This window comes from Nonomuraea sp. NPDC052116 (genome assembly GCF_040680035.1).
GTDB lineage: Bacteria > Actinomycetota > Actinomycetes > Streptosporangiales > Streptosporangiaceae > Nonomuraea > Nonomuraea angiospora_A.
The window spans coordinates 250,919-276,742 of record NZ_JBFAWA010000003.1; the positions used below are offsets into that span (position 1 = coordinate 250,919).

The following is a 25,824-nucleotide window of genomic DNA, read 5'->3' on the forward strand; positions in this document are numbered from 1 at the left end:
GTGCAGGTATTCCTCCAGACCCTGATCGGCGGGGTCACGTTCGGAGCGGTGTACGCGCTGGTGGCGATGGGGTTCTCGATCGTCTACCGCACCATGGGGCTGGTCAACTTCGCCCACGGCAGCGTCGTCATGATCGGCGCGTACGCCGCCTCCACGTTCTACCTGGCCAGCCGGCTCCCCTTCGCCGTCGCGATCGTCGTGGCCATCGCGGTCACCGGACTCATCGGCCTGGTGATCGAGCGCTTCCTGCGCCCCCTGGAGAACAAGGACTTCACGCTGATGCTGATCGGCACGATCGGCTTCGGCGCGGTCCTGGAGGCGGGGGCGGTCCTCGTCTGGGGGGCCACCGGCCACGCCGTGCCCTCCCCCGTCGCCACCGAGCCGATCGACCTGGCCGGCGTCCGCATCCCCACGTACAACGTGCTCGTGATCGCGGTCGCGGCGGCGGCGACCGGGCTGCTGGCGCTGTTCCTGCAGCGCACCAAGCGCGGCGCGGCCATGCAGGCGGTCGCCATGGACCACCAGGCCGCCACCGCGGTCGGCATCCACGTCGGGCGCAGCAACGCCATGGCCTTCGCCATCGGCGCGGGCCTGGCGGCGCTGGCGGGCAGCCTGATCGGGCCCATGCTGTACGTCAACCCGACCATGGGCGGAACCCTGGGCATCAAGGGCTTCGCGGCCGCCATGCTGGGCGGCTTCGGCAGCATGCCGGGCGCGATCGTCGGCGGGCTGGCCTTCGGGCTGCTCGACGCGTTCGCCGCGGGCAACTTCCAGGAGTACTCGGAGCTGGTCACGTTCCTGGTGTTCGCCGCCGTGGTCATGATCCGCCCGACCGGCATCTTCGGAGAGGCCACGGTGAACCGCGCATGAGACGTCTGGCCTGGCTCGTCCCCGTCGCCGTGGCCGCCTGGCTGCTCCCCTACGTCCTGGGCGGCTACTCGATGCACGTCGCCGACGTGGCGATCATCTTCGCGATCCTGGCCGTCGGCCTCGGCCTGACCATGGGGGTGGCCGGGCAGATCAACCTGGCCCAGGTCGCCTTCTTCGGCGTCGGCGCCTACACCGTGGCCATCCTCACCACGCAGGCCGGCTTCGGCTTCTGGACGGCCGCGGTCCTGGCGGTGGTGGCCGCCGCGGTCTTCGGCGCGCTCGTGGGGGTGCCCGCGCTGCGCATGCAGTCGCACTACCTGGGCATCGTGACGCTCGGCCTGGCCCTGGCCTTCACCAACTGGGTCACCAACGCCACCGTCGCGGGCCGCGCCGAGGGCATCAGCGATGTGCCGGTGCCGCCGATGTTCGGCCTCGACCTGTCCAGCGGCTACCTCTTCTACTACGTCGAGCTGATCGTCTTCGCGCTCGTCCTGGCCTTCGCCCTGCTGGTCGCCCACTCGCCGCTGGGCCGCCGGCTGCGTGCCATGCGCGACGACGACCTCGCGGCGGGCGCGCTGGGCGCGGAGATCCCGCTGCTGCGCATGACCGCCTTCGTGCTGTCCGGCCTGTACGGCGGCGTCGCGGGCGTCCTGTACGCCGGGCTCATCCGCTTCGTCGCTCCCGAGTCCTTCAACATCGCGAACATGTTCCTCCTGCTCGCCATGGTGATCATCGGCGGCCGGAGCAGCATCCTGGGCTGCGTCGTCGGCGCCGTCGCGCTCTCCCTGGTCAGGGAGGCGCTGCTGGACGCCTCCGCCTATGCCCAGCTCGGTTACGGCCTCGTGGTCGTGCTCGTGGTGGTGTTCGCGCCCAAGGGCCTGGCCGGGCTGCCCCGCCAGCTCCTGCGGCGCCGTCGCGACGGCTCGCGTGCCCAGCTCGGCCCCTTCCGGCCGTACGAGGCCGCCGCGCCCGCCCCTTCGGACGGCGACGTGCTGGAGGTCCGGGACGTGACCAAGCGGTTCAAGGGCCTGGTCGCGCTCGACGGGGTGTCGCTCACCGTGCCCGCCGGGCAGATCCGCGGCATCGTGGGGCCCAACGGGTCGGGCAAGACCACGCTGTTCAACGTCATCAGCGGCTTCTACACGCCCACCCAGGGGTCGGTGCGGCTGCGCGGGCGCGACGTGACGGGGGCGGCGCCGTACCGGCTGTCGCACCGCGGCGTGGCCAGGACCTTCCAGAACCTGCGCCTGTTCGAGGACCTCAGCGTGCGCGAGAACCTGCTCGTCGGCCTGGACCGCACTCCCACCACATGGATCTGGCGCTACCCGGGCCTGCCCTGGAAGGTGCTGGGCTACGAGCGGGAGCTGCGCGAGCGGGCCGCGGAGCTCATCGAGCGGTACGGGCTGGGCGAGGTCGCCGACGCCGAGCCGCGCTCGCTGCCGTACGGGATCCAGCGGCGCATCGAGCTGGCCCGCGCCATGGCCATGCGGCCCGGCCTGCTCCTGCTGGACGAGCCCGCCGCCGGAATGAATGGTGAGGAGGTGCGCCGGCTCGGCGAGATCGTCCGCTCCATCAGGGACTCCGGCGTGACCGTCGTGATCATCGAGCACAACATGGGCCTGGTCATGTCGCTGTGCGAGCAGGTCACCGTGCTGTCGGGCGGCCGCGTCATCGCCGACGGCCCGCCGGCCGAGGTGGCCGTGCACCCCGACGTCGTGGCCGCCTACCTCGGCGACTCGATGACCGCCCCCACCGCCGAGGAGGCCACCCGTTGAGCACGCTCACCGTCGAGAACCTCTCCGTCCACTACGGCGGCGTACGGGCCGCCCACGACGTCTCCTTCACCGTCGAACCCGGCCAGTCACTGGGGATCATCGGCGCCAACGGCGCGGGCAAGACCTCCACGCTCAAGGCCGTCATGGGCCTGGCGCCCCGGCAGGCCGGCGCGATCGACTTCGGCGGGCACGACCTGCTGCGCACGCCCGCGCACACCCTGGTGCGGCACGGCATCGGCTACGTCCCCGAGGGCCGGCACGTCTTCCCCGGCCTGAGCGTCGAGAAGAACCTCCTGCTCGGGGCCTACACGCAAAGCTGGAAGCGCACGCCGATCGACGAGGTGTACGAGGTCTTCCCGGTGCTGCGCGAGATGCGCCATCGCCTGGCGGGGGCCCTGTCCGGGGGCCAGCAGCAGATGCTGGCCGTCGGACGGGCGCTGATGTGCCGCCCCAAGGTGATGCTGCTGGACGAGCCCTCGATGGGGCTGTCGCCGATCCTCGTCGCCGAGATCGCCGCCGTGCTCAAGCGGCTCAACGCCGACGGCCTGGCCATCCTGCTCGTCGAGCAGAACGCCAAGCTCACCTTCGACGTCACCACGACCTGCCTGGTGATGGAGAACGGCGAGATCGCCGCCACCGGCACCTCGGCCGAGCTCCGCGACGACCCCCAGGTCCGCCGCATCTACCTCGGCCTGTGACCCCCCGGCTGCGGCACCCCGCGGCCGGGGGGTGGGTCAGCCGGCGATCTCCGCGATGTCCGGCTCCAGCAGGGGGAAGCGCTTGAGCACCTCCGGGTCATGACCGGCGACCACCAGGTGGGGCCCGTCGGCCAGCTCGTTGATCCGGTCGAAGGCGCCGTACATGCCGGTCATGCTGTGCAGGATCGGGAACGGCCGGTCGCCCTCGATGTTCTCGTAGAAGTGGCTCGCGTCGGAGGCCAGCACGACGTGGCCGCGGGCGGTGCGCACGCGTACCACCTGCATGCCGGCCGTGTGGCCGCCGACCAGGTGCACGCTCAGCCCGGGGACCACGGTCGCGTCGCCGTCGAGCAGGGACACGCGGCCGTCCCGGCGGGCGGCCTGGAGGTGGGCGAGGTCGTCGTCGTTCAGCAACCAGCGCTCCCCGGTGACGCGCTCGGCCCAGGGTCCCGTCCAGTAGTCCAGTTCGGCCCGCTGCAGGACGTAGCGGGCGGAGGTGAACTCGCCGGCGGTGCCGGTGTGGTCGTAGTGCAGGTGGGTCAGCACCACGTGATCGACGGCGTCCGCCGCCACGCCCAGCCGGGCCAGCGCCTCCACCGGCGAGGCCAGGTAGCGCAGCCCCACGGCCCGTTCCGCGCGGGCCCGGGCGATGCCGGTGTCGATGACGACCGTGTGCTCGTCGTCGACGGCCAGCCAGACGTAGTACGCGGTGGGGTGCGGCTCGGCTCCCCGGGTGTCGTAGCCGTGGAAGTGCTCGCCACGCCGGGCGTCGCGCTCGGCGTAGCGCAGGGCGTACACGCGGAAACCGGTCACACCCGCACCGGTTCCTTGAGCCCGAGCTGCTCGGTGGGGACGCGGTAGGTCTCCCGGGCGGTGGCCACGGCGACCACGTTGACCAGGCACACGACGGCGGTGATGACCGACACGCCCAGCCAGCTGTCCTGGCCGGTGCCCGCCAGCGCCGTGGCCACGGTCGGCGCGAAGCCGGCGATCGCGAAGCCGATCTGGGTGCCGATCGCCATGCCCGACAGGCGGACCCGGGTGGTGAACATCTCACCGTAGAACGACGGCCAGACGCCGCTGGTGGCGCTGTGCACGACGCCGAACATCAGGATGCCCACGACGAAGATCAGGGGGTAGCTTTCGATGGAGATCGACCACAGGTAGGCGAACATCAGCGCCGCGCAGCCCAGCGAGCCGCCGATGAAGACCGGCTTGCGGCCGATCCGGTCCGACAGCCGCCCCCACAGCGGGATCGTGATCACCGCGGCGACGTTGGCCAGCACGCCGACCCACAGCATGGGGCCGCGTTCCAGGTGCATGGTGTTGACGGCGTACGACAGCGCGTGGACGGTGAAGATCGTGCTCACCGAGGCGATGACCGCGGCCACGACCACGCGCAGCACGTCCCCCCGCTGCTCGCGGAAGAGCACGGCCAGCGGCATCCTGGCCACGTTGTTGGTGGCGACCTCCTGCTCGAAGGCGGGCGTCTCCTCCAGCGTGCGGCGGATGACCAGCCCGACGGCGGCCACCCCGATGCTCAGCCAGAACGGCACCCGCCAGCCCCAGCTCAGCAGTTGGTCCTCGGGCAGCGCGGCGATCGGCAGGAAGATCGCGGTGGCGATGATCTGCCCGGCCTGGGTGCCGTTGAGCGTGAAGCTGGTGTAGTAGGCCCGGCGGTTGTCGGGGGCATGTTCGAGCGTCATCGAGTTGGCGCCGGCCTGCTCGCCGGAGACGGAGAAGCCCTGCAGCAGGCGCAGGACCACGAGCAGGACCGGGGCGAGCACGCCGACCTGGTCGTAGGTGGGCAGGCAGCCCACCAGGAACGTCGAGGCGCCCATCATGACCAGCGTGGTGACCAGGACCTTCTTGCGGCCGAACTTGTCGCCCACGTGCCCGAGCACGAACGCGCCGACCGGCCTGGCCAGATAGCCGACGCCGAAGGTGGCCAGGGCCAGGAGCGTACCCGTGGCGGGCGAGCTGGACGGAAAGAAGATCTTGCTGAAGACGAGCGCGGCCGCGGTGCCGTAGATGAAGAAGTCGTAGTACTCCAAGGCACTACCGATCCATGCAGCTATAGCCGCTTTGCGAGGTTTGCCCTGCACCGTCACGATTATGCTCCTCACGGGGGGAATGGCATAGCGCAGTGGCAGGAAACTAACTCACCAGTTCGTACATTACAAGGGTGTTGCCAATCGGTTACCTGAACGACGGTGGGTCAGGCCTGACCGCGGAGGTAGGCGACGACCATCTCGCCCACCATCCGGCGCAGCCGGTCGCGGTGCTCCGGCGCCGCCATGTCGCGCCCGAACAGCGCGCCGAACGTGTGCTGGTTGGCCACCCGGAAGAAGCAGAACGAGCTGATCATCATGTGCACGTCGATCGCGTCGGCGTCGGTCACGAACTCGCCCGAGGCCTGCCCCGCGTCCAGGATGCGCGAGATGACGTCGAGCACCGGCGTGCCGAGGTTGGCCAGCACCTCGGACTTGCGGATGTGCTCGGCCTGGTGGACGTTCTCGATGGCGACGAGCTTGATGAAGTCGCGGTGCAGGTCGTGGTGGTCGAAGGTCAGCTCCGCCAGGGTGCGGATCGCCTCCACCGGGGCCAGGTGCTCGACGTCGATCGTCCGCTCCATCGCCCGGACCTCGGTGTAGGCCTTCTCCAGGACCGCGATGTAGAGGCGCTCCTTGCTGCCGAAGTAGTAGTAGATCATGCGCTTGGTCGTGCGCATGCGCTCGGCGATCTCGTCCACGCGCGCGCCCGCGTACCCGTGCCGGGCGAACTCCTGCTGGGCGACCTTGAGGATCTCCGCCTTGGTGCGCTCGGCGTCCCGCTGGCGTTCGGAGGCGACGGGTTGCGTGGTCATTCGGTCATCTTAGTGAGGTCCGGCGTGCTGCACGGAGAGCCGGATCGGGGCGTTCCCGGCGCCGTACCCCTGGTAGCCGCCCGTGCGCTGGACGAGCTCGAAGAAGACGCGGCCCACGGTGACGGTGTACAGGTGCAGGAACTCGCCGTGGGCGTCCCGGTCGTACAGCACACCCAGTTCCCTGAGCTCGGGGTCGACGTTGTCGTGGCGGGCCTCCAGGTCGTCGTAGTAGTTGGCGGGGATGGGCAGCAGCAGCTCCGGATGCTCGGCCCGCAGGCGGCGGGCGACGGCCACGACGTCGTCGCAGGCGAGCGCGACGTGCTGCCACGGCAGGTCCCTGGCGCCGACCTGGGTGAGGTTGATGACCATCCGGACCGCGCCCTCGGCGGCCGACATCGCCTTGCTGCGCAGCAGCCCGTACGGGTCGGCCAGCTCCAGGCTCTCCTGGGGCCGCAGGCCGAGCACGGTGCGGTAGAATAGCTCGGCCTCGTCGAAGTAGTGGACCGGCTGGGTGAGGGCCACGTGGTCGATGCGGGTGATCTCCCCGGCGACCGGCCCAGAGAGCGGCCTCGCGGGGTCGAAGTCGTCGAGCCAGGCCGTGTCGCAGAAGAAGATCTCGGTGCCGTCGGGGGCGGCGACGGCGTCCAGGCGCGCCTCCCTGGGCGCGCGCTCGCGCGGCAGGACCGGCGACAGCAGCGACTCGGCGTGCTTGACCGCCGTGCCGGGGTCAGGGCTGTCCAGCCCGATGGCGACCAGCGCCGCCTCCCCGCCTGCGGCGTTGAGCAGCAGCCGCGCCCCGCCCTGCTCCCACAGCTCGACGGGTTTGGTGGGATGCGTCCCGGTACGTTGGAAGCCGAGCGCGCTCAGGACTCCGCCGAGAGCTTCGGGGTCGGCCAGCTCCGCGAAGGCGAACCCGGTGGGGACGGCCGGATGCGCGGCCCCGTACAGGGTGTCCTCCAGGGCGATGAGCGAGCGCATGCCGTCGCGGGCCGTGCGGGCGGTGCCGGCCTGGCGGAAGTGGTCGTTGAAGACCTCCAGCGAGAGCGGGCCGGCGTATCCCGCGTCGAGGACGTGCCGCACCAGCCCCGCCACGTCGAAGTTGCCCTGGCCGGGGAAGCAGCGGTAGTGGCGGCTCCACTGCAGCACGTCCATGGCCAGCAGCGGCGCGTCGGCGAGCTGGAGGAAGAAGATCTTCTCGCCGGGGATCGCCTCGATGCCGATCGGGTCGGAGCCGCGCGAGAGGATGTGGAAGCTGTCCAGGCAGGTGCCCAGGTTCGGGTGGTCGGCCATGCGCACCAGGCGCCAGGCGTGCAGGTACTCGTTGACGTGCCGGCCCCAGGCCAGCGCCTCGTACGCGATGCGGATCCCGTGCTCGGCGGCGCGTTCGGCGAGCAGCCGCAGCTGGGAGGCGGCCAGCTCGTCGTCGCCGATCGCCTCCGGCGAGACGTTGGAGCAGACCAGCAGCAGGTCGGCGCCCAGCCGCTCCATGGTCCGGAACTTGTGCTCGGCGCGGCGCAGGTTGCGGGCCAGCAGGTCGGCGGGCACGGCCTCGAAGTCGCGGAAGGGCTGGTAGAGGTCGATGGAGAGCCCCAGGTCCGCGGCGCGGGCCCGGATCTCCTCGGGCGGCAGCGGGCAGACCAGCAGGTCGTTCTCGAAGATCTCCACGCCGTCGAACCCGGCGGCGGCGATGGCGTCCAGCTTCTCGGTCAGCGTGCCGCTCACCGACACGGTGGCGATGGACTTGCGCATGACTTCTCCTCAGACGGTCACCAGGTCGGTCAGGTGGGCGAGCATGCGCTCGGTGTCGGGTTCGCGGCCGGTGAACAGGCGGAAGGCGTGCGCGGCCTGGAAGACGACCATGCCGCCGCCGTCCAGCGTCCGGCAGCCCGCCGCGCGGGCCTGCTTGAGCAGCTCCGTCTCCAGCGGCCGGTACACGATGTCGGCCACCCACAGGCCGGGGCGCAGCAGCGCCGCGGGCAGCGGCAGCCCCGGGTGGTGGGCCATGCCGGTGGGTGTGGCATGCGCCAGCCCGTCCGCCTCGGCGAGCAGTCCGGGCAGCTCGTCCTGGGTGGCGGCGCGGGCCCGGCCGGCGCCGAACCGGGAGCTCAGCTCCGCCGCCAGCCGCACCGCCCGGCCTGGGTCGGCGTCGAGGATCGTGACCCGGTCGGCGCCGAGGGTGAGCAGCGCGTGCCCGACCGCCGCCCCCGCTCCGCCCGCGCCGAGCTGCACGATCCGGCGGGTGGGCGCGTCGGGCAGGCCGCGGGCGAACGACTCGGCGAACCCCGTCCAGTCCGTGTTGTGCCCGATGGCCCGCTCGCCGTCGAACACGACGGTGTTGACGGCGCCGAGCATGCGGGCGTCCGGCGACAGGTCGTCCAGGTGCGGGATGACGCTCTGCTTGCACGGGTGGGTGATGTTGAGCCCGTCGTAGCCGAAGCGGCGCGCGGTGCGTACCAGCTCCCCCACGTCGAGCCCGAGCACGTCGGTGTCGAGCAGGCGGTAGACGTAGTGCAGCCCGTGGTGGACGGCCTCCCGCTCGTGCAGCGGCGGGCTGAGCGAGGGGCCGATGCCCGAGCCGACCAGCCCGGTCAGGAACGAGGCCATCAGTTCTTCCTCTCCGGCGGATGGGACAGGTGCGTTGGACGCCTCCTAATGTACGTACTAGTGAGTTAGCTGGCTAGACGAGGGCCGCCACCGGCCCTTCCCCGGCCCCAGGGGGTCAGGCGAACGGCTGGGCCATCTGGTCCAGCACCTCTTCCGTGACCTCCCGCATCGTCCGGGACTCGTCGTCGAGCCACTTCTGCGTCGCGATGCGCATCGCGACCAGGAAGGCGGCGGCGATCACCTCGGGACCGACGCCTCCGGCCTGCTCGCGCCCGGCCACCGCCGCGCACAGCTCCCGCTCCAGGCGCATCCGGCTGGCCAGTTGCCTGGCCAGCAGCGAGGGGTGGCGCATGACCAGCCTCGTGCGCACCTGCCACTCCCGGTCGGGGGCGACGGTCTCGACCTCGAAGATGTCGAGCGCGCTGCGCAGCGCCCGCCACGCCGACAGCTCGGGCGGCTGCTCGCGCACCCGCCGCACTAGTTCGAGCAGGCGCTGCTCGTCGCCGTAGAGCAGCGCCTCCTCCTTGCCGTCGAAGTAGTTGGAGAACGTCCGGCGCGAGATGTTGGCGGCGTCGGCGATGGCCTCGACCGTGACGTTGTCCAGGCCGTGCTCGATCGCCAGCCGCAGCGTGGCCTCGTGCACCGCTCTGCGGGTCTCGGCCTTCTTGCGCTCGCGCAACCCCATTGTGCTGTCCATGACGCAGGCAAGCTTACCCGGCGGGAATAGATGCCCAGTGCGCAAAGTTTCCCATTGAGCATGTATGGTGTCCCGGTCCCACGTACTCATTTGGAGGTTCGCGCATGAGCGCACAGACGGCGGCGCCGTCGCCGGCGGCGGAGCCGATGGCCCACCGCCAGGTTCTGGAGGCCCTCAGCGGCCTGTTGCTCGTCCTCTTCGTCGCGATGATCAGCGGCACGGTCGTCTCGGTCGCGCTCCCCCAGATCATCGGCGCGCTCGACGGCAGCCAGTCGCAGTACACGTGGGTGGTCACGGCCTCCCTGCTGGCCTCGACCGCCTCCACCCCCATCTGGGGCAAGCTGGCCGACCTGTTCAACAAGAAGCTGCTCCTGCAGATCTCCATCGTGATCTTCATGGTCAGCTCGCTGGCCTGCGGCTTCGCCCAGAACACCGGGCAGCTCATCGCCTTCCGCGCGATCCAGGGCCTGGGCATGGGCGCCCTGCAGATCCTCACGCAGGTGATCATCGCCGCGATGATCACTCCCAAGGAGCGCGGCCGCTACAACGGCTACCTCGGCGCGGTCATGGCCGTGGCCACCGTCGGCGGCCCGCTGCTCGGCGGCCTCATCTCCGACACCTCCTGGCTGGGCTGGCGCTGGTGCTTCTTCATCGCCGTGCCGTTCACCGTCGTCGCCTTCACGCTGCTGACCAAGACCCTGCGCGTGACGACCGTACGGCGCTCGGACGTGAGCATCGACTACTGGGGAGCCACCCTCATCGCCGCCGGCGTCAGCGTCCTGCTCATCTGGGTCACCTTCGTCGGCAACGAGTTCGACTGGCTGTCCTGGCAGACCGCGGCCATGGCGGGCGGCGGCGTGCTCCTGCTCGCGCTGGCCGCCTGGGTCGAGTCCCGGGTCACGGAGCCGGTCGTGCCGCTGCATGTCATCAGCAGGCGCACCCCCGCCCTGGCCATCCTGGCCAGCCTCGCGGTCGGCATGGCGATGTTCGGCGGCTCGGTCTTCCTGGGCCAGTACTTCCAGATCGGGCGCGGGTACGGCCCGACCGCCGCGGGTCTGCTGACCATCCCGATGATGGCCGGCGTGCTGCTCTCCTCGACGATCAGCGGCCGGATGGTCTCCAGGAGCGGCCAGACCAAGCCGTACATCCTGGCCGGCCTGGTCGTCCTGACGCTGGGCTTCGCCGGGCTGGCCACGATCGACCACCAGACCTCGATGGTGCTGATCTCCGCGTACATGCTGGCCGTGGGCGTCGGCGTGGGCATGTCGATGCAGAACCTCGTCCTCGTCATCCAGAACACCGTCCCGCTGCGCGAGATCGGCGCGGCCAGCGGCGCGATCACCTTCTTCCGCTCGCTCGGCGGCACCGTCGGCGTGTCGGTGCTCGGCGCCGTCCTGGCCAACCGGGTGGCGTCCAACATCGCCGAGGGCCTGGCCAAGGCCGGCATCCCGGCGGGCGGGCAGGCGGCGGGCGGCAGCCTCAACCTCGCCGCGCTGCCCGAGCCGATCAAGCTGATCGTCAGGTCCGCGTACGGCGACGCCACCGGCCACATCTTCCTCATCTCGGCCGCGATCGCCGTCGTCGGCCTCGTCGCCGCGGCCTTCCTCAAGCCGGCCAAGCTCCGCGACAGCCTGGACCTGCCGGAGCCCGCCAAGGAGGAGGCCCCGGCCAACGCCTGACCTGCGACAGCAAGGATTCGCCAGTTCATGGTCAGCCGCGGGTCGCTCCGGAGCGGGACGGGTCCCGACGCGGTACGCTGAGGGCCGCGTCAGGCCCAGCCGTAGACCGAGCGGACGGCCGCGGCGATCTCGTTGACCAGGCCCATGTTGTTGCCGTTGGCCAGGATCGCGTATCCGGCGCCGAGCTCCGGATAGCCCTTGAACACGGACTTGAAGCCGTAGTTGGAGCCGTCGTGGGTGTAGGAGAAGTTCTTCGTCCCGGAGCCGGCGATGAAGAAGCCCCGCCCCATGGTGGGCTCGGGCCCCGCGGTGAGCAGCGTGCGGACCGAGGCCTTGGTGAGCGGCCCGGCGATGTCGCCGGAGGCGGTCCACGCCTTGTTGAGGTAGGACACCAGGCGGCACAGGTCGAGGACGTTCGTGTAGAGGCCGGCGGCGGCCGACTCCGGGTAGCGGTTGCGCTTGCCGGAGATCACCGTGCCGGTGGCGGTGTGGCCGGCGGCCAGCTCGAAGCCCGGTGACAGCGCGTAGGAGCTGTTCTTCATGCCGAGCGGTCCGAACACCTCCTTGTCCATGTACGACGCCAGCGGCAGCCCGCTCTTCTGCTCCACCATCCGCTGTGCCAGCACGAACCCGGCGCCGGAGTAGTGGAACTCGGCCCCCGGGGCGGTGGTGAGCTCGATCTTCGGCGAGTTGCCCTCGCCGTTCATGACCTGTAGCAGCGAGGGCACGGTCGCGCCGGGACCGTAGCCGGCGAAGCCGCCGCCGCCGGTGTCGAAGCCGGTGCAGGCGTCGGCCGGGGAGGTGGAGCCGCGGCCGATGAGGCCGGCCCGGTGCGTGAGCACGCGGTCGATGGTCGGCACCGCCGTCGAGGTGACGCAGTCGCGGCGCGGCAGGGTCCAGCCCAGGTGGGGCCGGATGTCGCCGGTCAGGGGCAGCTTGAGCGTCTGCGTCAGGCGCATGACGCCGACCGCGGCCACGGCCTTGCTGATGGAGGCGGCCTGGAAGGCGGTCTCGGGGTGCGCGGCGGCGCCGCTGCCGGCCTCCAGCCAGCCGTACCCGGTGGACCAGGCGATCTTGTTGCCGACCACCACCGCGACGGCCACCCCCGGCGTCTTCCACGCGTTCATCCGCTGCCAGATGGTCGCGCCGCCCACCGCGTTCTCGACCTGCCGCGCCCGGTCGGCGGGCAGCGCGGGCACCTTGCCGCGCGTGCTCGCCACCCAGCCGCCGGCCGCGGAGAAGGCGACGTTGTGCAGCTGCCAGCCGCCGGCGGCCAGCTCGTTCAGCTTCTTGAAGCAGGCGTCGTCGATGGCGCGCGCGTGGAACTCGTCCTGCGCCACGACCACCCATCCGCCGCCCTTGGGGAAGGCGACGCCGGTCAGGCGGCGCCCGCCCTGCGTCAGGTTGCGCATCATCTGGTAGCACTCGTCGTCGACGCCCCGGGCGTAGAAGCCCGTGGTGTCGGCCACCGCCCAGCGGTCGCCGCCGGCCGGCGGGAACGCGACGTGCACGACCTGCCGACCGGCGGTGTAGGAGTCGCTGACGCGCTGGTGGCACGCCTCGGGCAGGCCGCGCGCCGCCATCCCCTTGTCACTCGTGATCACCCAGCGGTCGCCGCCCTCCGGCGGGAAGGCCACGCAGTGGATCTTCGCCCCGGCCTTGACCATCTTCCCGAGCTCGGCGAAACACGCGTCGGGCACGCCGCGGGCGAAATAACGGCCGTCCTGGGTGACGATCACCCAGCCACCGGTCGGCGTGAACGCAACCGTGGTGACGCCGTACGGCGCCAGCTCCCCCATCTTGGCATGCAGCTCATCGGGAACCCCCGCGTCGGCGAACGGGAAGCCCGCCGCCAGCGCCGGCCGGGCGAAGTCCACGGCCGCCAGGCCCGCGGCGCCGGTCAGGGTGAGGAAATGTCTGCGGTCCAAGGGGGAACTCCTCAGGGGGCAATGGTCACCAACTGCGTTTGAATCATGGCAGACCGCAGACACTCCTCGATTCACCCCACGGTGGGCGGGCCCTGCTCGATGCGGCGCAGCACGGGCGCGAGCCGGTCCAGGTCGGCGCCGTCGATCGGCTGGCGCTCGTCCCACCAGGTGGCGCCGGCGTCCATGAGCGGGCCGAGCAGGTCGCGGGCCTGGGCGGCGCCGGTGGGGCTGATACCGCCGACGACGAGCTCGAAGGGGCCGTCGTCCTCGCGCTGCTCACGTACGTACGCGGCCAGCTCCCGCACCTGGTCGACGGGCGGCCCGTATCCGTGCGAGCCCGGCCCGAACAGCGGGACGGCGCCGTCCCAGCGCGCGGCCCGGCGCATCGGCCTGCGGTTGGGCCAGAACCCGGCGACCCATACCGGCGGGCGGGGGCGCTGCACGGTCGGCGGCAGCAGGGTCACGTCCTCGGCCCGGAAGTGCCGCCCGTGATGGGTGACCGGCTCGCCGCTCCAGTAGCGCGCGAGGAGGTCCAGGCCCTCGTCGAGGAGCTCGGCGAGCACGACCGGGTCGGTGGGCTCGCCGAAGCTGCCGTACTCGTCCTCGATCGGCCCGCCCAGGCCCGCGCCGAAGATCACCCGGCCGCCGCTGAGCGCGTCGAGCGTGGCGACCTGGCGGGCCAGCTGCTGCGGCCGGCGCCGGGCGACCGGGGTGACCAGGGTGCCGAGCCTGATCCGGGTGGTCGCCAGCGCCGCCGCCGTCAGCAGCATCCAGGGGTCGCCGAACGCCCGGCGCCTGCTCTTGACGTGGACGACGTGATCCCAGACGAACAGCGCGTCCCAGCCCGCCTGTTCCGCGGCGACGGCCACCGAGGCGACGGTCCTGGGGTCGGCGAAGTCGCCGAAGTTCGGAATGTTGATCGAGAAGTGCATCCCGCCATGCTGCTGGCCCGCGGCGGGGGACGGCAATCGTTTTAAGGCGTGTCGGCGATGTCGTTGGCGGCCACGTACCCGAAGGTCATGGCGGGGCCGATGGTCGAGCCGGAGCCCGCGTAGCTGTGGCCCATGACGGCTCCGCTGGCGTTGCCGGCGGCGTACAGGCCGGGGATGACCGACCCGTCGGCCCGCAGCACGCGCGACCGGGCGTCGGTGCGCATCCCGCCCTTGGTGCCGAGGTCCCCTGGGACGATCTTGAACGCGTAGAAGGGCGGCAGCCACAGCGGCGCGAGGCACGGGTTCGGCTTGACCAGCGGGTCGGCGTAGTAGCGGTCGTAGGCGCTGTCGCCGCGGTGGAAGTCGAGGTCCTTGCCGGTCGCGGCGAACCCGTTGAAGCGGTCGACGGTGCCGCGCAGCGCCGCCTGTGGGACGCCGATCTTCTGGGCCAGCTGCTCGATCGTCCACGCCTTGAACGCGGCGCCGCCGGCGAACCATTCGTCGGGCAGCGGCAGCAGCGGCGCGACGTCCCGGAACAGGTACTTGTTGCGGTAGTTCTGGTCGACGATGAGCCAGGCGGGGATGTGCGGCGCGGACGCGCTGTTGCGGTCGTACATGACGTGGACGACGTCGCTGTAGGGGGCGCCCTCGTTGACGAAGCGCACGCCGTTGCCGTTGACCAGCAGGCAGCCCGGCAGGGTGCGTTCGGCCAGGCAGAAGTACGGCTGGCCGGGCAGCGGGATGGCCGGGCCCCACCAGGCGTCGTCCATCAGGTCCAGCGCGGCGCCGACCCGCTCGCCGGCCTCGATGCCGTCGCCGGTGTTCTCCTTGGCGCCGACGGTCCAGCTCGTGCCGATGGGCTGGCGCTGGAACTCCGTGCGCATGGCCGCGCTGTGCTCGAACCCGCCCGAGCCGACGATCACGCCGCGCTTGGCCTTGACCAGGCCGCCGGGCGTGACGACGCCGGTGACGCGGCCGGACTCGACCTTGAGGTCGAGCAGCGGGGTGTTCAGCAGCACCGGCACGCCGGCCGAGAGCAGCCCCGCGCGCAGGCCGGCGGCCAGGGACTGGCCCATGGTCAGCGGTTTCTCGCCGCGCAGCGCGGCCTCGGTGCCGCGCAGCAGGCACGCGGCGCTCACCTCGAGGCCCTTGGCGTTGACGGCGGCGAGCGTCAGCCACTTGTAGTCGGCGCTGTAGACCACCAGGCCCGCGGGGGTCTGGATGTACGGGCCGTTCAGGTGGGCCAGCTCGGCGCCGAGGATGTTGCCGTCGAGCTGGGCGGGCTCGATGGAGCGCCCGTTCGGCATGCCGCCGGTGAACTCCGGATAGTAGTCGGAGTAGCCCTCCATGAACCGGAAGCGCAGCGGGCTGTTGCGCATCACGAACGAGATCATCGCCGGCCCGGCCGACAGGAAGGCCCGCTGCCGCTCGATCGGCACGGTGTCGCCGACGACGCGGGCCAGGTAGGCGGCGGCCTTGGCCGGGGTGTCCTGGACTCCGGCGGCGAGGATGACCTCGTTGCACGGGATCCAGATGCCCGCGCCCGATCGGGCGGCCGAGCCGCCGAACGTCGGGGCCTTCTCCACCACGACGGTACGCAGCCCGCGTTTGGCCGCCGTCAGCGCCGCGGTCATCCCGGCGGCTCCGGCGCCGACCACCACGACGTCGTACTCGACCTCGGCACGGGCCGGCGCGCTGCCGAGCGCGGCGCCCGCGACCATTGCGCCGCCCGCCACGGCGGCCCCGCGTAACAGGGCGCGCCGGCTCTGGCCCTGGGGGGTGAGGCTGGATTCGACCATGACGGCAAGCATGCGCTTGGTTGTTTTCACTGTCAATGCGGCCGGGTGTTGACGCCGCCGCCGAAGCCTGGTGCCATGATCGGGACGGTCCGCAGAGGAGATGCGATGCGACGATTGGCCGCCGTGCTCCTGTTCGCCGCGGCGCTCGTGGCGCCGGCGACGACGGCGTACGCCGAGACGTGCTCGACCACGCTCCCCCGTCCGGACGGCCACGGCATCACCTGCGTGCGGGTCGAGCGACATCTCCAGAACGACGGCTCCGAGCTGCGCGACGTCGTCATGACCTCGACGGCGATCTTCCAGGCGGCCGGCGGCACCCCCGCGATCGACCCGCTCGCCCACGAGATCAGCGTGCGCGTCTACCTGCCCCCGGGGTACGACCCCGCCAGGAGCACCCGCTACCGCTCCCTCTACCTCATCAACGGCGGCGGCGACAACTACGACGAGTGGACGACCAAGACCGACCTCGTGTCCCTGATCCGCACCACGCCCGGCCACCCGTACGACGGGATCGTGGTGATGCCGACCGGTGGCATGACCGGCTGGTACAGCGACTGGGCCGGGCGTACGGACGGATATTTCGCGCCGAAGTGGGAGACGTACCACATCTCGCAGCTCATCCCGTGGATCGACGCCAACTTCAACACGATTGTCAACCGGTCGGGGCGGGGCCTGGCGGGGCTGTCGATGGGCGGGTTCGGCACGCTGAAGTACGCCGCCGCGCACCCCGACGTGTTCTCCGTCATCGGCGCCTTCTCGCCGGGCATCGACCTGCGCGGCAAGCCCGCCCAGCGGACGGTCTCCGACTCGATGTGGCAGTCCGGGGCCGCGATCACCGTGCTGGACCCGGGGCCGTACCGGGTCAACAAGTACGACGGCTGGCTGCCCGTGCTCGACCAGCGGCAACAGCTCGTCTACCGGCTGGACACCCTGTTCGGGCCGCACACCACCAGCGCCTCCGGAGACCTCGACTGGCCCGCCGCCAACCCGGCGGTGCTCGTGACGCAGGGCAAGTACGCGCCCTTCAGCGGCAGGCTCGGCCTGTACGCGGGCGGCTGTCAGTCGCTGCCGCGCGACCCGTCGGGCCAGTACATCCTCGGCGACGGCCACGGCCCCGCGCCCGCGGAGTGCGCCTACAGCACCACGTCCCAGGCGAACACCGAGGCCCTCTCGGTGAACGAGGCCATCCTCGGCTCGTACGCGAGCGTCTTCGACCAGACCCTGACCGGCCTGGGCGTCGGCCATCGCTACTGCTACGGCACGGGCGGCCACGACTGGAACTCCTGGCCCGCGATGCTGACCGACTTCCTCCAGTACGCCTACGGCACGGCCCCGCCCCGCTGCCCCGACGCCTGACGCGCCGGACCTTCCGCCCGGCTTGGGCTCAGGCACCAGCGGCCGGTGGACGGGAGCAGGGCCATGAGCCCGGCGCCGGCCGATGCCAAGACGGTCAGCGGGGCGATGACGAAGATGAGCACGGAGACGGGCGTCTCCAGCGTCAGCCGCCCACCCGTCAGCAGGTACTGCGCGCCGGCGCTCATGCCGTGCAGAGCCACCGCGCCGCCGGTCACCGCGATCATCCAGCGCCCGGCCTCGTGGCGCCGGAACAGCAGCAGCGCTCCCGTCGCGAGCACGACCGCCTCCGCCACGCCCACCATCAGGTTCATCAGCATCAACCAGACCGGCGGACCGGGGTCGATGAGGAGTGCGGCGGCCTGGGAGATCATGGCCAGCAGCCCTGGAAGGCTCAGCAGCGCCAGCGTCGCCGCGGCGGTCGCGGTGCCGCCGCCCTGCTCGATCGCCGCCGCAGGGCGTTCCGTCTCGCCGGCGTCGCGCGCAGGGGGCTTCGGCGGTTCGGGGTCGCCGGGCCGGGTCAGGGTGCGGATCGCCGTGCCCCGTTCGGTGATCATGGCGGTGACGTCCGGCGGGAGCCAGTGGGTGACGGCGTCGGGCCCCTCCAGCCGGTCGAGGACGTCATCCAGCCGGGGCCGGTCGGCCGGGGTCTTGGCCAGGCAGGCACGCAGCAGGGGCACGAGGTCGGCGGGGACGCCGCCGAGATCGGGCTCTTCGTGGACGACCCGGTAGACGACCAGGTCGGCCCTGCCGCCGCCGAACGGCCCGGTGCCGGTGGCGGCGTAGGCGAGCACGCAGCCGAGGGAGAACACATCGCTCTCCGGACCGATCTGGCCGGCCCGGGCCTGCTCGGGGGACATGAATCCGGGCGTGCCGATGACGCGCGTCGAGAAGTGCACGGTGTCGAGGACCTTGGCGATGCCGAAGTCGATGACGCGCGGCCCGTCGTCGGCGAGGATCACGTTGCGGTGGGTGAGATCGCGGTGGACCAGGCCCGTCGAGTGGATCGCGGCCAGCCCCTCGGCCAGGCCCGCCCCCAGCACGCGGACCGCCGCGGGCGGCAGCGGCCCGTGCCCCGTGACGGCCTCGGCCAGGGAGGGGCCGGGGATGTAGGCGGTGGCCAGCCAGGGCGGGTCGGCATCGGCGTCGGCGTCGACCACCTCGGCGGTGTAGAAGCCGCCGACCCGGCGGGCCGCCTCGACCTCGGCGGCGAACCGGCGCCGGAACTCCGCGTCGCCGGCCAGTTCGGCGTGCACCACCTTCACCGCGACCGCCCGGCCGCCGCGGGAGCGGCCCAGGAAGACCCGGCCCATCCCGCCGCTGCCCAACTGCCCGATCAGCCGGTACGGCCCTATCCGCCGAGGGTCGCCATCCCGTACAGGATCCATCGCCCCATACTCCCGCACGAGAACACCCTCGTTCGACCTATCCCCTACCCTCAGCGAGGCTTTCGGAGGCGTACGGACGGGCAGACGGGGACGGGCAGCTCGTCGGGCGACGGCCGCGCGCCGGACAGCAGCAGGGCCAGGTAGCGGCGCGGATCGGCGTGCTCGGGGTCGCTTGGATGCACGGTCGCCAGGGCCATCACGACGATCGCCGCCAGGTCGCGCACCATCAGGTCCGCCCGCACCCGCCCCTCCCGCTGCGCCCTGGCCAGCACGGCGCCCAGCGGCCCCATGAACCGCTCGGCGATGTCGACCGTGAACGCGCCCGACTCCCGGGCCGCCCGCAGCAGCCCGTGGTGGGCGGCCAGGGTGTCCACGGTGGCCGCCAGCGCCTCGGTCAGCGCGCTCCCGGCGTCGTCGGCGTCGCGGGCGGCCAGGGCGAGCGGTTCGACCTCTTCGGCGAAGTACGTCTGGAACGCGGCCCTGATCACCCCGTCCCGGTCGCCGAACCTCCGGTAGACGGTCGCGATCCCGATCCCGGCGCGCCGGGCGATCTCGTCGAGGGACAGCGCCGGGCCGCTCTCACGCAGACTCGCGATCGCGGCCCGGACGATCTTGTCTGAGTTACGCAGCGCGTCGGCCCGCTGTCCCTGCTCGTGCACGATCCGTCACGTTAGCAGCCGGTCACCAGGCCACCGGGAACGAGCGCAGCCCGTACACCACGTTGAAGACGCGGAACTCGGCCGGCTCCCCGGCCTCGCGCAGTCCGGGGAAGCGCTCGAAGAGGGCGGGGAAGGCGATCTGCATCTCCATCCTGGCCAGCGGCGCGCCCAGGCAGTGGTGCACGCCGTGGCCGAAGGCCACGTGCCCCATGTCGCCGCGGCCGATGTCGAGCCGGTCGGGGTCGGCGATGTAGGCCGGGTCGCGGTTGGCCGCGGGCAGGGCGCACACCACCAGGTCGCCCGCCGCGATCGGCTGCCCGGCCAGCTCGGTGTCGGCGGTGGCGACCTTGAACGTGCCCGTGTGGACGATGCTGAGCCAGCGCAGCAGCTCCTCCACGGCGGCGTTGATCCGCTCGGGCTCGCGCCTGAGGAGCTCCAGCTGTCCGGGGTGGCGCAGCAGGGCCAGGGTGCCGATGCCGAGCATGTTGGAGGTGGTCTCGTGGCCGGCCAGCAGGAGCAGCGAGGCGATGCCGGCCAGCTCGTCGGTGCTCAGGTCGTCGCCGTGCTCGCGCACGAGCATGCCGAGCAGGTCCTCGCCCGGCTCGGACCGGGTGCGGGCGACCAGCTCGGCCATGTAGGCGCGCGACTCGAGCTGGGCGGCGCCCCGCTCCTGAATGGGCAGCGAAACGTCGAGCATCTTCCCCGTACGTTGCTGGAAGTCGCCCCGGTCGGCGTACGGGACGCCGAGCAGCTCGCAGATCACCAGGGACGGGACCGGCAGGGCGAAGGCCGAGACCAGGTCGGCGGGCGGCCCGGCGGCCTCCATGGCGTCCAGGTGCTCGGTGACGATGTCCCGGATGCGCGGCTCCAGGCGGCGCATCCTGCGCATGGTGAACTCGGGCGTCAGCATCCGGCGCAGCCGGGTGTGCTCGGGAGGGTCGAAGGCGAGCAGGTTGCCCGCCCGGAACCGCTCGATCTCCTCGGGGCTCGCCTTCGGCATGCCGGGGGCCCTGAAGACGTTGCGCTGGGCGTTGCTGAAGCGCCCGGAGTCCCCGAGCACCTCCCTGACGTCGGCGAAGCGGCTGACCATCCAGACGTCGAGGCCGAACGGGGACTTCTCCCGCCGGACGCCGTCCTTGTCGCGCGCCACCGCGACCTCGGGATCCGGGTCGAACGCGTTCCGGCGCATGTACAGGGGCAGGGTTACAGGCTCGCTCATGCCAGCTCCTCGGGAGATCGACCGTGGCCTGAAAACGATAGAAGTCTATTGCTTTCGGGCCCGGAGCGAGCGGAGCCGGTCAGCGGGTCGAGCCGGTCCGGGTGTCGTGGTCGAGTCCAGCTCGCCCAGGGCCCCGTATCAGCGGGTGAGCAGTTCCCGCAGGGCCTTGACGATCTCGGCAGGCGCCTCCTCGGCCATGAAGTGGCCGTGGCCGACGGTGTCGTGCCGCAGCCGCGGCGCCCACGCCCGCCACAGCGCCGCCGCGTCGTAGCCGAGGGCGGCGCCCCAGTCCTGCTGCAGCACCGTCACCGGCATCTCCAGGCGCCTGCCCGCCTCCCGGTCGGCCCGGTCGTGGTCGGCGTCGATGCCGGCCGAGGCGCGGTAGTCGGCCACGATCGAGGGGACCGCCCCGCGGCAGGCCTCCAGGTACGCGGCACGTACCTCGGCGGGGATCGCCTGCGCGTCGCCCGTCCAGGCGTCGAGGAAGTGGCCGAAGAACACGTCCGGGCAGGCCGCGATCATCGCCTCCGGCAGCCCGGGCGGCTGCGCCATCAGGTAGAGGTGGAAGCCGACCGCCGCCGACGCCCCGCGCATCACGTCCCACATGTCCACGGTCGGCAGCACGTCCAGGCAGGCCAGATGGGTGATCGCCGCCGGGTGGTCGAGCCCGGCGCGGAAGGCCACCAGGGCGCCGCGATCGTGCCCGGCCAGGGCGAACCGCTCGTGCCCGAACGCCCGGGCCAGCGCCACGACATCGGCGGCCATGGTCCGCTTGGCGTAGGTGCCGGGCCCGGTCTCGGCGGGTTTGTCGCTGGCACCGTAACCACGCAGGTCGGGACAGATGACCGTGTGGTCGGCGGCCAGGTCGGCGACGACGTGCCGCCACATGAGGTGGGTCTGCGGGAAGCCGTGCAGCAGCACGATCGGGCTGCCCTCCCCCGCGACGGCCGCGCTGAGCGACACGCCGTCGGCGACGGGGACGCGGTGATAGGTGAACCCTTCGATGACCACGATGGCCCTCTCTTTCGGTGAGTTTGTTCCGGTGGGGGCGGGCTCCAGCGTGCCGGGCGTGAATGAGCATCCGATCAGCGCGCTACCGTGACCTGAGGCCGGCTGAGCGGCGTGGAGCGGCGCTACCGGTGTGCGAGGCTTGGCACCACCGCTGTGCAAGGTCCGCCTACCTGGTGCGGCGCTGCCGTACTCGGGAGTGAGCCATGACCGGGCCCGTACCCCGGGGAAGGTCCGCAACCGGGAGACCGGGAGCGGCCCGCAACCGGAAGCGGCCAACACTGGCATCGGGCTGCGGCGCCTGAGGCCGGCGGCACCCGAGACCGGCGACGGACACGGCCGGTGACGGGCCACCCGCCTGGCGCGGCCGGGCCCGCTCAGGCGCCTGCCCGCCCGCCCGGCGCCGAGGCGCAAAGGACGCCCGCCACGAGCGGGGACGCTGGTGGCGGCCGACGGATCGCTCGGTCGGCATGACCGGTCGAAGGGGGTGGCGGGAGCGGTGCAGGTGAGGTTCGGCGTGCTGGGGCCGGTGGCCGCCTGGGACGATGCGGGGGACCCGATCGCCTTGAAGGGGCCGCGCCATCGCGCGGTGCTGGCCCGGCTCATCGTCGCCCGGCGGCGCGTCGTACCGGTCGCCCACCTGGTGACGGACCTGTGGGAGGACCCGCCGCCGGACGCGGTGGGCGCGCTGCGCACGTTCGTGGCGGCACTGCGCCGGGCGCTGGAGCCGCAGCGCCCGCCCAGGTCGCCGGCCCGGCTGCTGGTCACCGAGGGGCCGGGGTACGCGTTGCGCGCGGAGCCGGACGCGGTGGACGCCTGGCGCTTCGAGCGGGCGGTGACCGCCGCAGGGTCACCCGCTGACATGCTCCCCCGCGTCGAGGAGGCGCTGGGATGGTGGCGCGGGCCCGCCTACGCCGACTTCTCCGACGAGCCCTGGGCCCGTGCCGAACGCTCCCGGCTGACGGAGTTGCGGCTGCACGCCGTCGAACGCCAGGCCGAAGCCCGCCTGGACCTGGGACTGGCCGGGGAGGCGGTCCCCGACCTGGACGCGCACGTCGCCGAACATCCCTGGCGGGAGGAGAGCTGGCGGCTGCTTGCTCTGGCGCTGTACCGTACCGGCCGCCAGGGCGACGCGCTCGCGGTGCTGCGCCGGGCGCGGGAGCTGCTGGTCGAGCACCTGGGCGTGGACCCCGGTCCCGGGTTGAGCCGCCTGGAGGCGGACATCCTCCACCACGCCCCTCACCTCGTCCCCCACCGCCAGGGCCCGGCGGACACGGTGTGGGCGCGGGCTGCCGCGGCCTACGACCGCAGCGTGCCGTCGGGTGCGCGTGCCCGGCTGGAGTCGACGGTGGGGCTGATGCGCGACCTCGCGGTGACGGGTGGCGGCGGCCTGCGAGCGGCCCGCGAACACCGGGTGGCGGCCATCGCGGCGGCCGAGGAACTGGGGGACGTGGAGCTGACGGCCCGCGTCATCGGCGCCTACGACGTACCCGCGATCTGGACCCGCCTCGACGACCCCGACCAGGCGAGCCACGTGATCGCAGCCGCCGAACGCACCCTCGCCGCCCTCCAACCGAGCACTCCGGACCTGGCCACCACCCTCCCACCGGACCCGACAGCTACCCCAGCAGGCATGACCGCTACCCCAGCGGGCACGGCGCCGCTCCCGGAGCATGCGACCGCGGCCTCACAGGGCGGCGGCACTGCCACTCCCGCTGACGGGGCACGTTCCCCGCTGGGGGCCCGTGACGCGGTGCGAGCCCGCCTGCTGGCCACCATCGCGCTGGAGTCCCGCGGCACGAACGCGACACGAGGCCCCATCGCCGCCCGGGAGGCGGAGCTGCTCGCCCGCCGCCTGGACGACCCGGGCCTGCTGGCGTTCGCGCTCAACGGCGTCTTCATGCAGACGTTCCACCGTACGGGCCTGGCGCCCGACCGGGACGCCATCGGCGCCGAGCTGATCGCGCTGTCGGCCCGGCACGGCCTGGTCACCTACGAGGTCCTCGGCCACCTCATCCGCCTCCAAGCCCGCAGCGCGCTCGCGGACTTCGCCGGAGCCGACACCCACGCGACCGCCGCCGATCACCTGGCCGCGCGGCACGAGCTGCCGCTGGTGGGCGTGTTCACCCAGTGGTATCGAGCGCTGCGCCTCGACGCGACCGGCCAGGCCTCGCCGCAGGAGGTCGAGGCGGCCTACCGATCCGCCGCCGCCCGCGTGGACGGCGCCGGCATGCCCGGCCTGGAACACGGTCTCCTGCCGCTCGCCCTTCTGTGCCTGCGCCTGCGCCACACCTCACCCACCTCGGCCGACGACAGCGCCGACTTCGGCCCCTACGAGCCGTGGACGCGCCCGCTGGTCCTCCTCAGGCTCGGACACCGCCGCGAGGCTGCGGCGAAGCTGCGTGACGTACCCGACCCGCCGCGCGACCTGCTCTTGGAGGCCATGTGGTGCCTGGTCGCGCGGGCCGCGGCGCCCCTTGGCGACAGGGAGACCATGGCGCGCGCCCGCGCCGCACTCGCACCCGCGGCGGCGGAGCTGGCCGGAGCGGGCAGCGGCCTCCTCACCCTGGGCCCGGTCTCCCAGCACCTCGATCTCCTCCGCTGAATGCCCCCAAGCCCTCAGGCCCCGGCGGGAGCGTCGTAGACCAGGGTGTACCGCCAGAACAGGCGACGCCGGACCCGGGCGCCGGGCAACTCCTGCGCGGCCGCGGCCCTGATGTCGGCCAGGGTCTCCTGCGCCACGGCGGTGGGCGCCGTCATGTGCGGGGGCGGCACGTCGGCGCGGGCTGGATGCTTGACCAGCCCCATGATCGGGTTGGCGACCATGGCAGGCAGGTCCGCGAGCAGATCGGCGGGCCCCGCCGCGCGGTAGCAGCCGACGACCACGAGACGACCGCCCGGGGCCAGACAGCCACGCAATTCCCGCAGCGTCGGCACCAGCGGGAGATGGTGCAGGACGGCGACGAGGGTGACGGCGTCCCAGCGCCGCTGCGGGTCGCGCCCGGCGAAGTCGCTCTGGGCGATGGTGACCGCGGGGTCGTCGGCGAAGCGCTCCGCCGCGGCCCGGGCGGTCGCGGGGTCTGGTTCGAGCCCGGTGACGGTGGCGGCGCGGCGGCGGAGCCGGGCGGCGAGGTTGCCCGTCCCGCACCCGACGTCAAGGACGTGGCCAGCCCCGGACGCGGCCACCTGGCCGACAACCCAGCTGCCGTAGTGGTCGTTGTGGCTCCACGGGTGCCGCTTGTTGAAACGGTCGAGGTGAGACAGCAGCGCCATGACGACCAACCCTAGCGATCATCATTCACGGCCGCGGCCCGGTTGCACCGGGGTATGGCGACCCAGCCGCTCAGCTCACCCGGTCGGCCGCCTGAACACGCCAACAGCAGCTACGGCTCGGCCAGGCCGGGTTCATCCGCATCGCGTGGGTCGTAGACGAGATCCATACATCCTGGGCCGACTTGACGAGCTGACCAGCGCGCTCTCCGACGGGTGATCACGATCGCACGAAAATCGATCGAGACCCGCTGACGAGTGCGCTAGCGTCTTATCTCGCTAGCCCCTCACATCCGTTGGGCCTGGTGCGAGTACGGGTCGAACTGCATCGGTTATCTCTTTCTGTAAAAAAGATCACATCCGGTGCCGATTCTCATATCCGTACTCGTTCTCAGCTCGGCGGCCACCGGCGTGGTTCGGTGAGGGCACGGGTCGAAGTTCATCGGTTACCACTCATAATGGGGCGGTCGCAGGTTCGAGTCCTGCCCGGGGCAACGCTCCGGTAGCTCAGTTGGCAGAGCACCTAATACCGGTGAACACCCCATATCCGTGCCTTCTCCGGACCTCACCGGCCCCCTCGTCAGCTTTGTCGGTGGCACGGGTCGAATCTGGTCGGTTACCTGAGGTTCGACTCCTTTCGGCCGCTCTCTCGTGCGGCCGGCGCCCAGATCGGTTGGGCACCCGGCCGGAGCCCCATATCCGTGCCTCCGGCAAAGATCCGCCCTCCCCTCCCCCGCATTCGCCACCTGGCGGGGGGTCGACGCAGCGACGCAAAGATCACGCTGATCGCCGACGCAGCGGCCTCGGAGTAGCTGCGGACCGAGCGCTCGGCGACAGCCCCTTGATCGCGGTCTCGAACCTCCCAGAGAGCCGGCCCGCACCCCGTACAGGGCCGTTGACAGCCGATCGTCCCGGGCAGGCAGTGGGAGCGAGCGCCGTCCCCGGAGAGACGACACCGCGGGTCAACGCGCCGGTCGCGGACGGCGGCGACAACGACGGCCGTACCCATCCGCACGACAGGCCCGGCCACCGCCCGCCCCCTTCGCCTCCGCCCCGACGGCCGTTTGCCCGGCGAGGTG

At 72.1% G+C, this 25,824-nt stretch carries 20 protein-coding genes; 6 read left to right on the plus strand and 14 right to left on the minus strand.

Annotated features, from left to right (window positions below; all coding sequences use genetic code 11):
- From AB0L65_RS06750 to AB0L65_RS06760, 3 genes are read left to right on the plus strand one after another with little or no spacing between them, the layout of a single operon-like run.
- Positions 1-870: a branched-chain amino acid ABC transporter permease gene (locus AB0L65_RS06750; RefSeq protein WP_364241203.1), complete on the plus strand. Its 870-nt coding sequence runs from the start codon at positions 1-3 to the stop codon at positions 868-870.
- Complete coding sequence (locus AB0L65_RS06755; RefSeq protein ID WP_364241205.1) at positions 867-2,645, plus strand: branched-chain amino acid ABC transporter ATP-binding protein/permease; 1,779 nt, start codon at positions 867-869, stop codon at positions 2,643-2,645. The genes AB0L65_RS06750 and AB0L65_RS06755 overlap by 4 nt, the downstream gene beginning before the upstream one ends.
- A complete protein-coding gene (locus tag AB0L65_RS06760; RefSeq protein WP_364241208.1) occupies positions 2,642-3,343 on the plus strand; it encodes an ABC transporter ATP-binding protein in 702 nt (233 codons plus the stop codon). The genes AB0L65_RS06755 and AB0L65_RS06760 overlap by 4 nt, the downstream gene beginning before the upstream one ends.
- A gap of 36 nt (positions 3,344-3,379) precedes the next feature.
- Here the strand turns inward: AB0L65_RS06760 and AB0L65_RS06765 are convergent, their stop codons facing one another.
- From AB0L65_RS06765 to AB0L65_RS06790, 6 genes are all read right to left on the minus strand, one after another.
- Positions 3,380-4,156: an N-acyl homoserine lactonase family protein gene (locus AB0L65_RS06765; protein WP_364241211.1), complete on the minus strand. Its 777-nt coding sequence runs from the start codon at positions 4,154-4,156 to the stop codon at positions 3,380-3,382.
- The gene (locus tag AB0L65_RS06770; RefSeq protein ID WP_364241213.1) at positions 4,153-5,469 is read right to left on the minus strand and encodes an MFS transporter; all 1,317 of its coding nucleotides are present in this window, start codon (positions 5,467-5,469) and stop codon (positions 4,153-4,155) included. Before AB0L65_RS06770 ends, AB0L65_RS06765 begins: the two co-directional genes overlap by 4 nt.
- 92 nt (positions 5,470-5,561) lie before the next feature.
- A complete protein-coding gene (locus tag AB0L65_RS06775) occupies positions 5,562-6,209 on the minus strand; it encodes a TetR/AcrR family transcriptional regulator (protein WP_364241216.1) in 648 nt (215 codons plus the stop codon).
- Positions 6,210-6,218: 9 nt separating this feature from the next.
- Positions 6,219-7,958, minus strand: coding sequence for a TIM barrel protein (locus tag AB0L65_RS06780; protein WP_364241219.1), 1,740 nt, complete (start codon positions 7,956-7,958; stop codon positions 6,219-6,221).
- 9 nt (positions 7,959-7,967) lie between these two features.
- Entirely contained in the window at positions 7,968-8,813 is an 846-nt protein-coding gene (locus AB0L65_RS06785; RefSeq protein ID WP_364241222.1) for a shikimate dehydrogenase, read from the minus strand.
- Between the two features lie 115 nt (positions 8,814-8,928).
- Entirely contained in the window at positions 8,929-9,510 is a 582-nt protein-coding gene (locus AB0L65_RS06790) for a TetR family transcriptional regulator (protein WP_364241225.1), read from the minus strand.
- A gap of 104 nt (positions 9,511-9,614) precedes the next feature.
- Here AB0L65_RS06790 and AB0L65_RS06795 point away from each other — a divergent pair, with 104 nt between their 5' ends.
- Complete coding sequence (locus tag AB0L65_RS06795) at positions 9,615-11,189, plus strand: MDR family MFS transporter (protein WP_364241228.1); 1,575 nt, start codon at positions 9,615-9,617, stop codon at positions 11,187-11,189.
- A gap of 89 nt (positions 11,190-11,278) precedes the next feature.
- Here the strand turns inward: AB0L65_RS06795 and AB0L65_RS06800 are convergent, their stop codons facing one another.
- The 3 genes from AB0L65_RS06800 to kstD all read right to left on the minus strand — a co-directional run bounded on the left by AB0L65_RS06800 (position 11,279) and on the right by kstD (position 15,848).
- A complete protein-coding gene (locus AB0L65_RS06800; protein ID WP_364241230.1) occupies positions 11,279-13,117 on the minus strand; it encodes a serine hydrolase domain-containing protein in 1,839 nt (612 codons plus the stop codon).
- A 71-nt stretch (positions 13,118-13,188) separates the two neighbouring features.
- Complete coding sequence (locus AB0L65_RS06805; RefSeq protein WP_364241233.1) at positions 13,189-14,049, minus strand: LLM class flavin-dependent oxidoreductase; 861 nt, start codon at positions 14,047-14,049, stop codon at positions 13,189-13,191.
- A 41-nt stretch (positions 14,050-14,090) separates the two neighbouring features.
- A complete protein-coding gene (gene kstD / locus AB0L65_RS06810; protein ID WP_364241236.1) occupies positions 14,091-15,848 on the minus strand; it encodes a 3-oxosteroid 1-dehydrogenase in 1,758 nt (585 codons plus the stop codon).
- 105 nt (positions 15,849-15,953) lie between these two features.
- Between kstD and AB0L65_RS06815 the strand changes: the two genes are divergently transcribed.
- The gene (locus AB0L65_RS06815; protein WP_364241238.1) at positions 15,954-17,204 is read left to right on the plus strand and encodes an alpha/beta hydrolase-fold protein; all 1,251 of its coding nucleotides are present in this window, start codon (positions 15,954-15,956) and stop codon (positions 17,202-17,204) included.
- Here AB0L65_RS06815 and AB0L65_RS06820 read toward each other — a convergent pair.
- From AB0L65_RS06820 to AB0L65_RS06835, 4 genes are all read right to left on the minus strand, one after another.
- Positions 17,168-18,589 (minus strand): serine/threonine-protein kinase, encoded by a 1,422-nt coding sequence (locus AB0L65_RS06820; RefSeq protein WP_364241240.1) that lies wholly within the window; start codon positions 18,587-18,589, stop codon positions 17,168-17,170. The two genes, AB0L65_RS06815 and AB0L65_RS06820, sit on opposite strands and share 37 nt — an antisense overlap.
- Positions 18,590-18,639: 50 nt before the next feature.
- Positions 18,640-19,248 carry a helix-turn-helix domain-containing protein gene (locus tag AB0L65_RS06825; protein WP_364241242.1) on the minus strand — a complete coding sequence of 203 codons (609 nt, stop codon included), beginning with the start codon at positions 19,246-19,248 and terminating at the stop codon, positions 18,640-18,642.
- A gap of 22 nt (positions 19,249-19,270) precedes the next feature.
- The gene (locus AB0L65_RS06830; protein WP_364241244.1) at positions 19,271-20,467 is read right to left on the minus strand and encodes a cytochrome P450; all 1,197 of its coding nucleotides are present in this window, start codon (positions 20,465-20,467) and stop codon (positions 19,271-19,273) included.
- A gap of 138 nt (positions 20,468-20,605) precedes the next feature.
- Positions 20,606-21,478, minus strand: coding sequence for an alpha/beta hydrolase (locus AB0L65_RS06835; protein WP_364241246.1), 873 nt, complete (start codon positions 21,476-21,478; stop codon positions 20,606-20,608).
- A 496-nt stretch (positions 21,479-21,974) separates the two neighbouring features.
- On the opposite strand from AB0L65_RS06835, the gene AB0L65_RS06840 reads away from it, so the two are divergent.
- Entirely contained in the window at positions 21,975-24,080 is a 2,106-nt protein-coding gene (locus tag AB0L65_RS06840) for a BTAD domain-containing putative transcriptional regulator (RefSeq protein WP_364241248.1), read from the plus strand.
- Positions 24,081-24,094: 14 nt separating this feature from the next.
- Here the strand turns inward: AB0L65_RS06840 and AB0L65_RS06845 are convergent, their stop codons facing one another.
- Positions 24,095-24,748, minus strand: a complete 654-nt coding sequence (locus AB0L65_RS06845; RefSeq protein ID WP_364241250.1) for a class I SAM-dependent methyltransferase — start codon at positions 24,746-24,748, stop codon at positions 24,095-24,097.
- Between the last annotated feature and the right edge of the window lie 1,076 nt (positions 24,749-25,824).

Bases quoted from the DNA above. Each gene is read 5' to 3' on its own strand.
- AB0L65_RS06755 (WP_364241205.1), top strand. From the start codon at position 867: ATGAGACGTCTGGCCTGGCTCGTCCCCGTCGCCGTGGCCGCCTGGCTG.
- AB0L65_RS06775 (WP_364241216.1), bottom strand. From the start codon at position 6,209: ATGACCACGCAACCCGTCGCCTCCGAACGCCAGCGGGACGCCGAGCGC.
- AB0L65_RS06780 (WP_364241219.1), bottom strand. From the start codon at position 7,958: ATGCGCAAGTCCATCGCCACCGTGTCGGTGAGCGGCACGCTGACCGAG.
- AB0L65_RS06785 (WP_364241222.1), bottom strand. From the start codon at position 8,813: ATGGCCTCGTTCCTGACCGGGCTGGTCGGCTCGGGCATCGGCCCCTCG.
- AB0L65_RS06790 (WP_364241225.1), bottom strand. From the start codon at position 9,510: ATGGACAGCACAATGGGGTTGCGCGAGCGCAAGAAGGCCGAGACCCGC.
- AB0L65_RS06795 (WP_364241228.1), top strand. From the start codon at position 9,615: ATGAGCGCACAGACGGCGGCGCCGTCGCCGGCGGCGGAGCCGATGGCC.
- AB0L65_RS06805 (WP_364241233.1), bottom strand. From the start codon at position 14,049: ATGCACTTCTCGATCAACATTCCGAACTTCGGCGACTTCGCCGACCCC.
- kstD (WP_364241236.1), bottom strand. From the start codon at position 15,848: ATGGTCGAATCCAGCCTCACCCCCCAGGGCCAGAGCCGGCGCGCCCTG.
- AB0L65_RS06815 (WP_364241238.1), top strand. From the start codon at position 15,954: ATGCGACGATTGGCCGCCGTGCTCCTGTTCGCCGCGGCGCTCGTGGCG.
- AB0L65_RS06820 (WP_364241240.1), bottom strand. From the start codon at position 18,589: ATGGATCCTGTACGGGATGGCGACCCTCGGCGGATAGGGCCGTACCGG.
- AB0L65_RS06830 (WP_364241244.1), bottom strand. From the start codon at position 20,467: ATGAGCGAGCCTGTAACCCTGCCCCTGTACATGCGCCGGAACGCGTTC.
- AB0L65_RS06845 (WP_364241250.1), bottom strand. From the start codon at position 24,748: ATGGCGCTGCTGTCTCACCTCGACCGTTTCAACAAGCGGCACCCGTGG.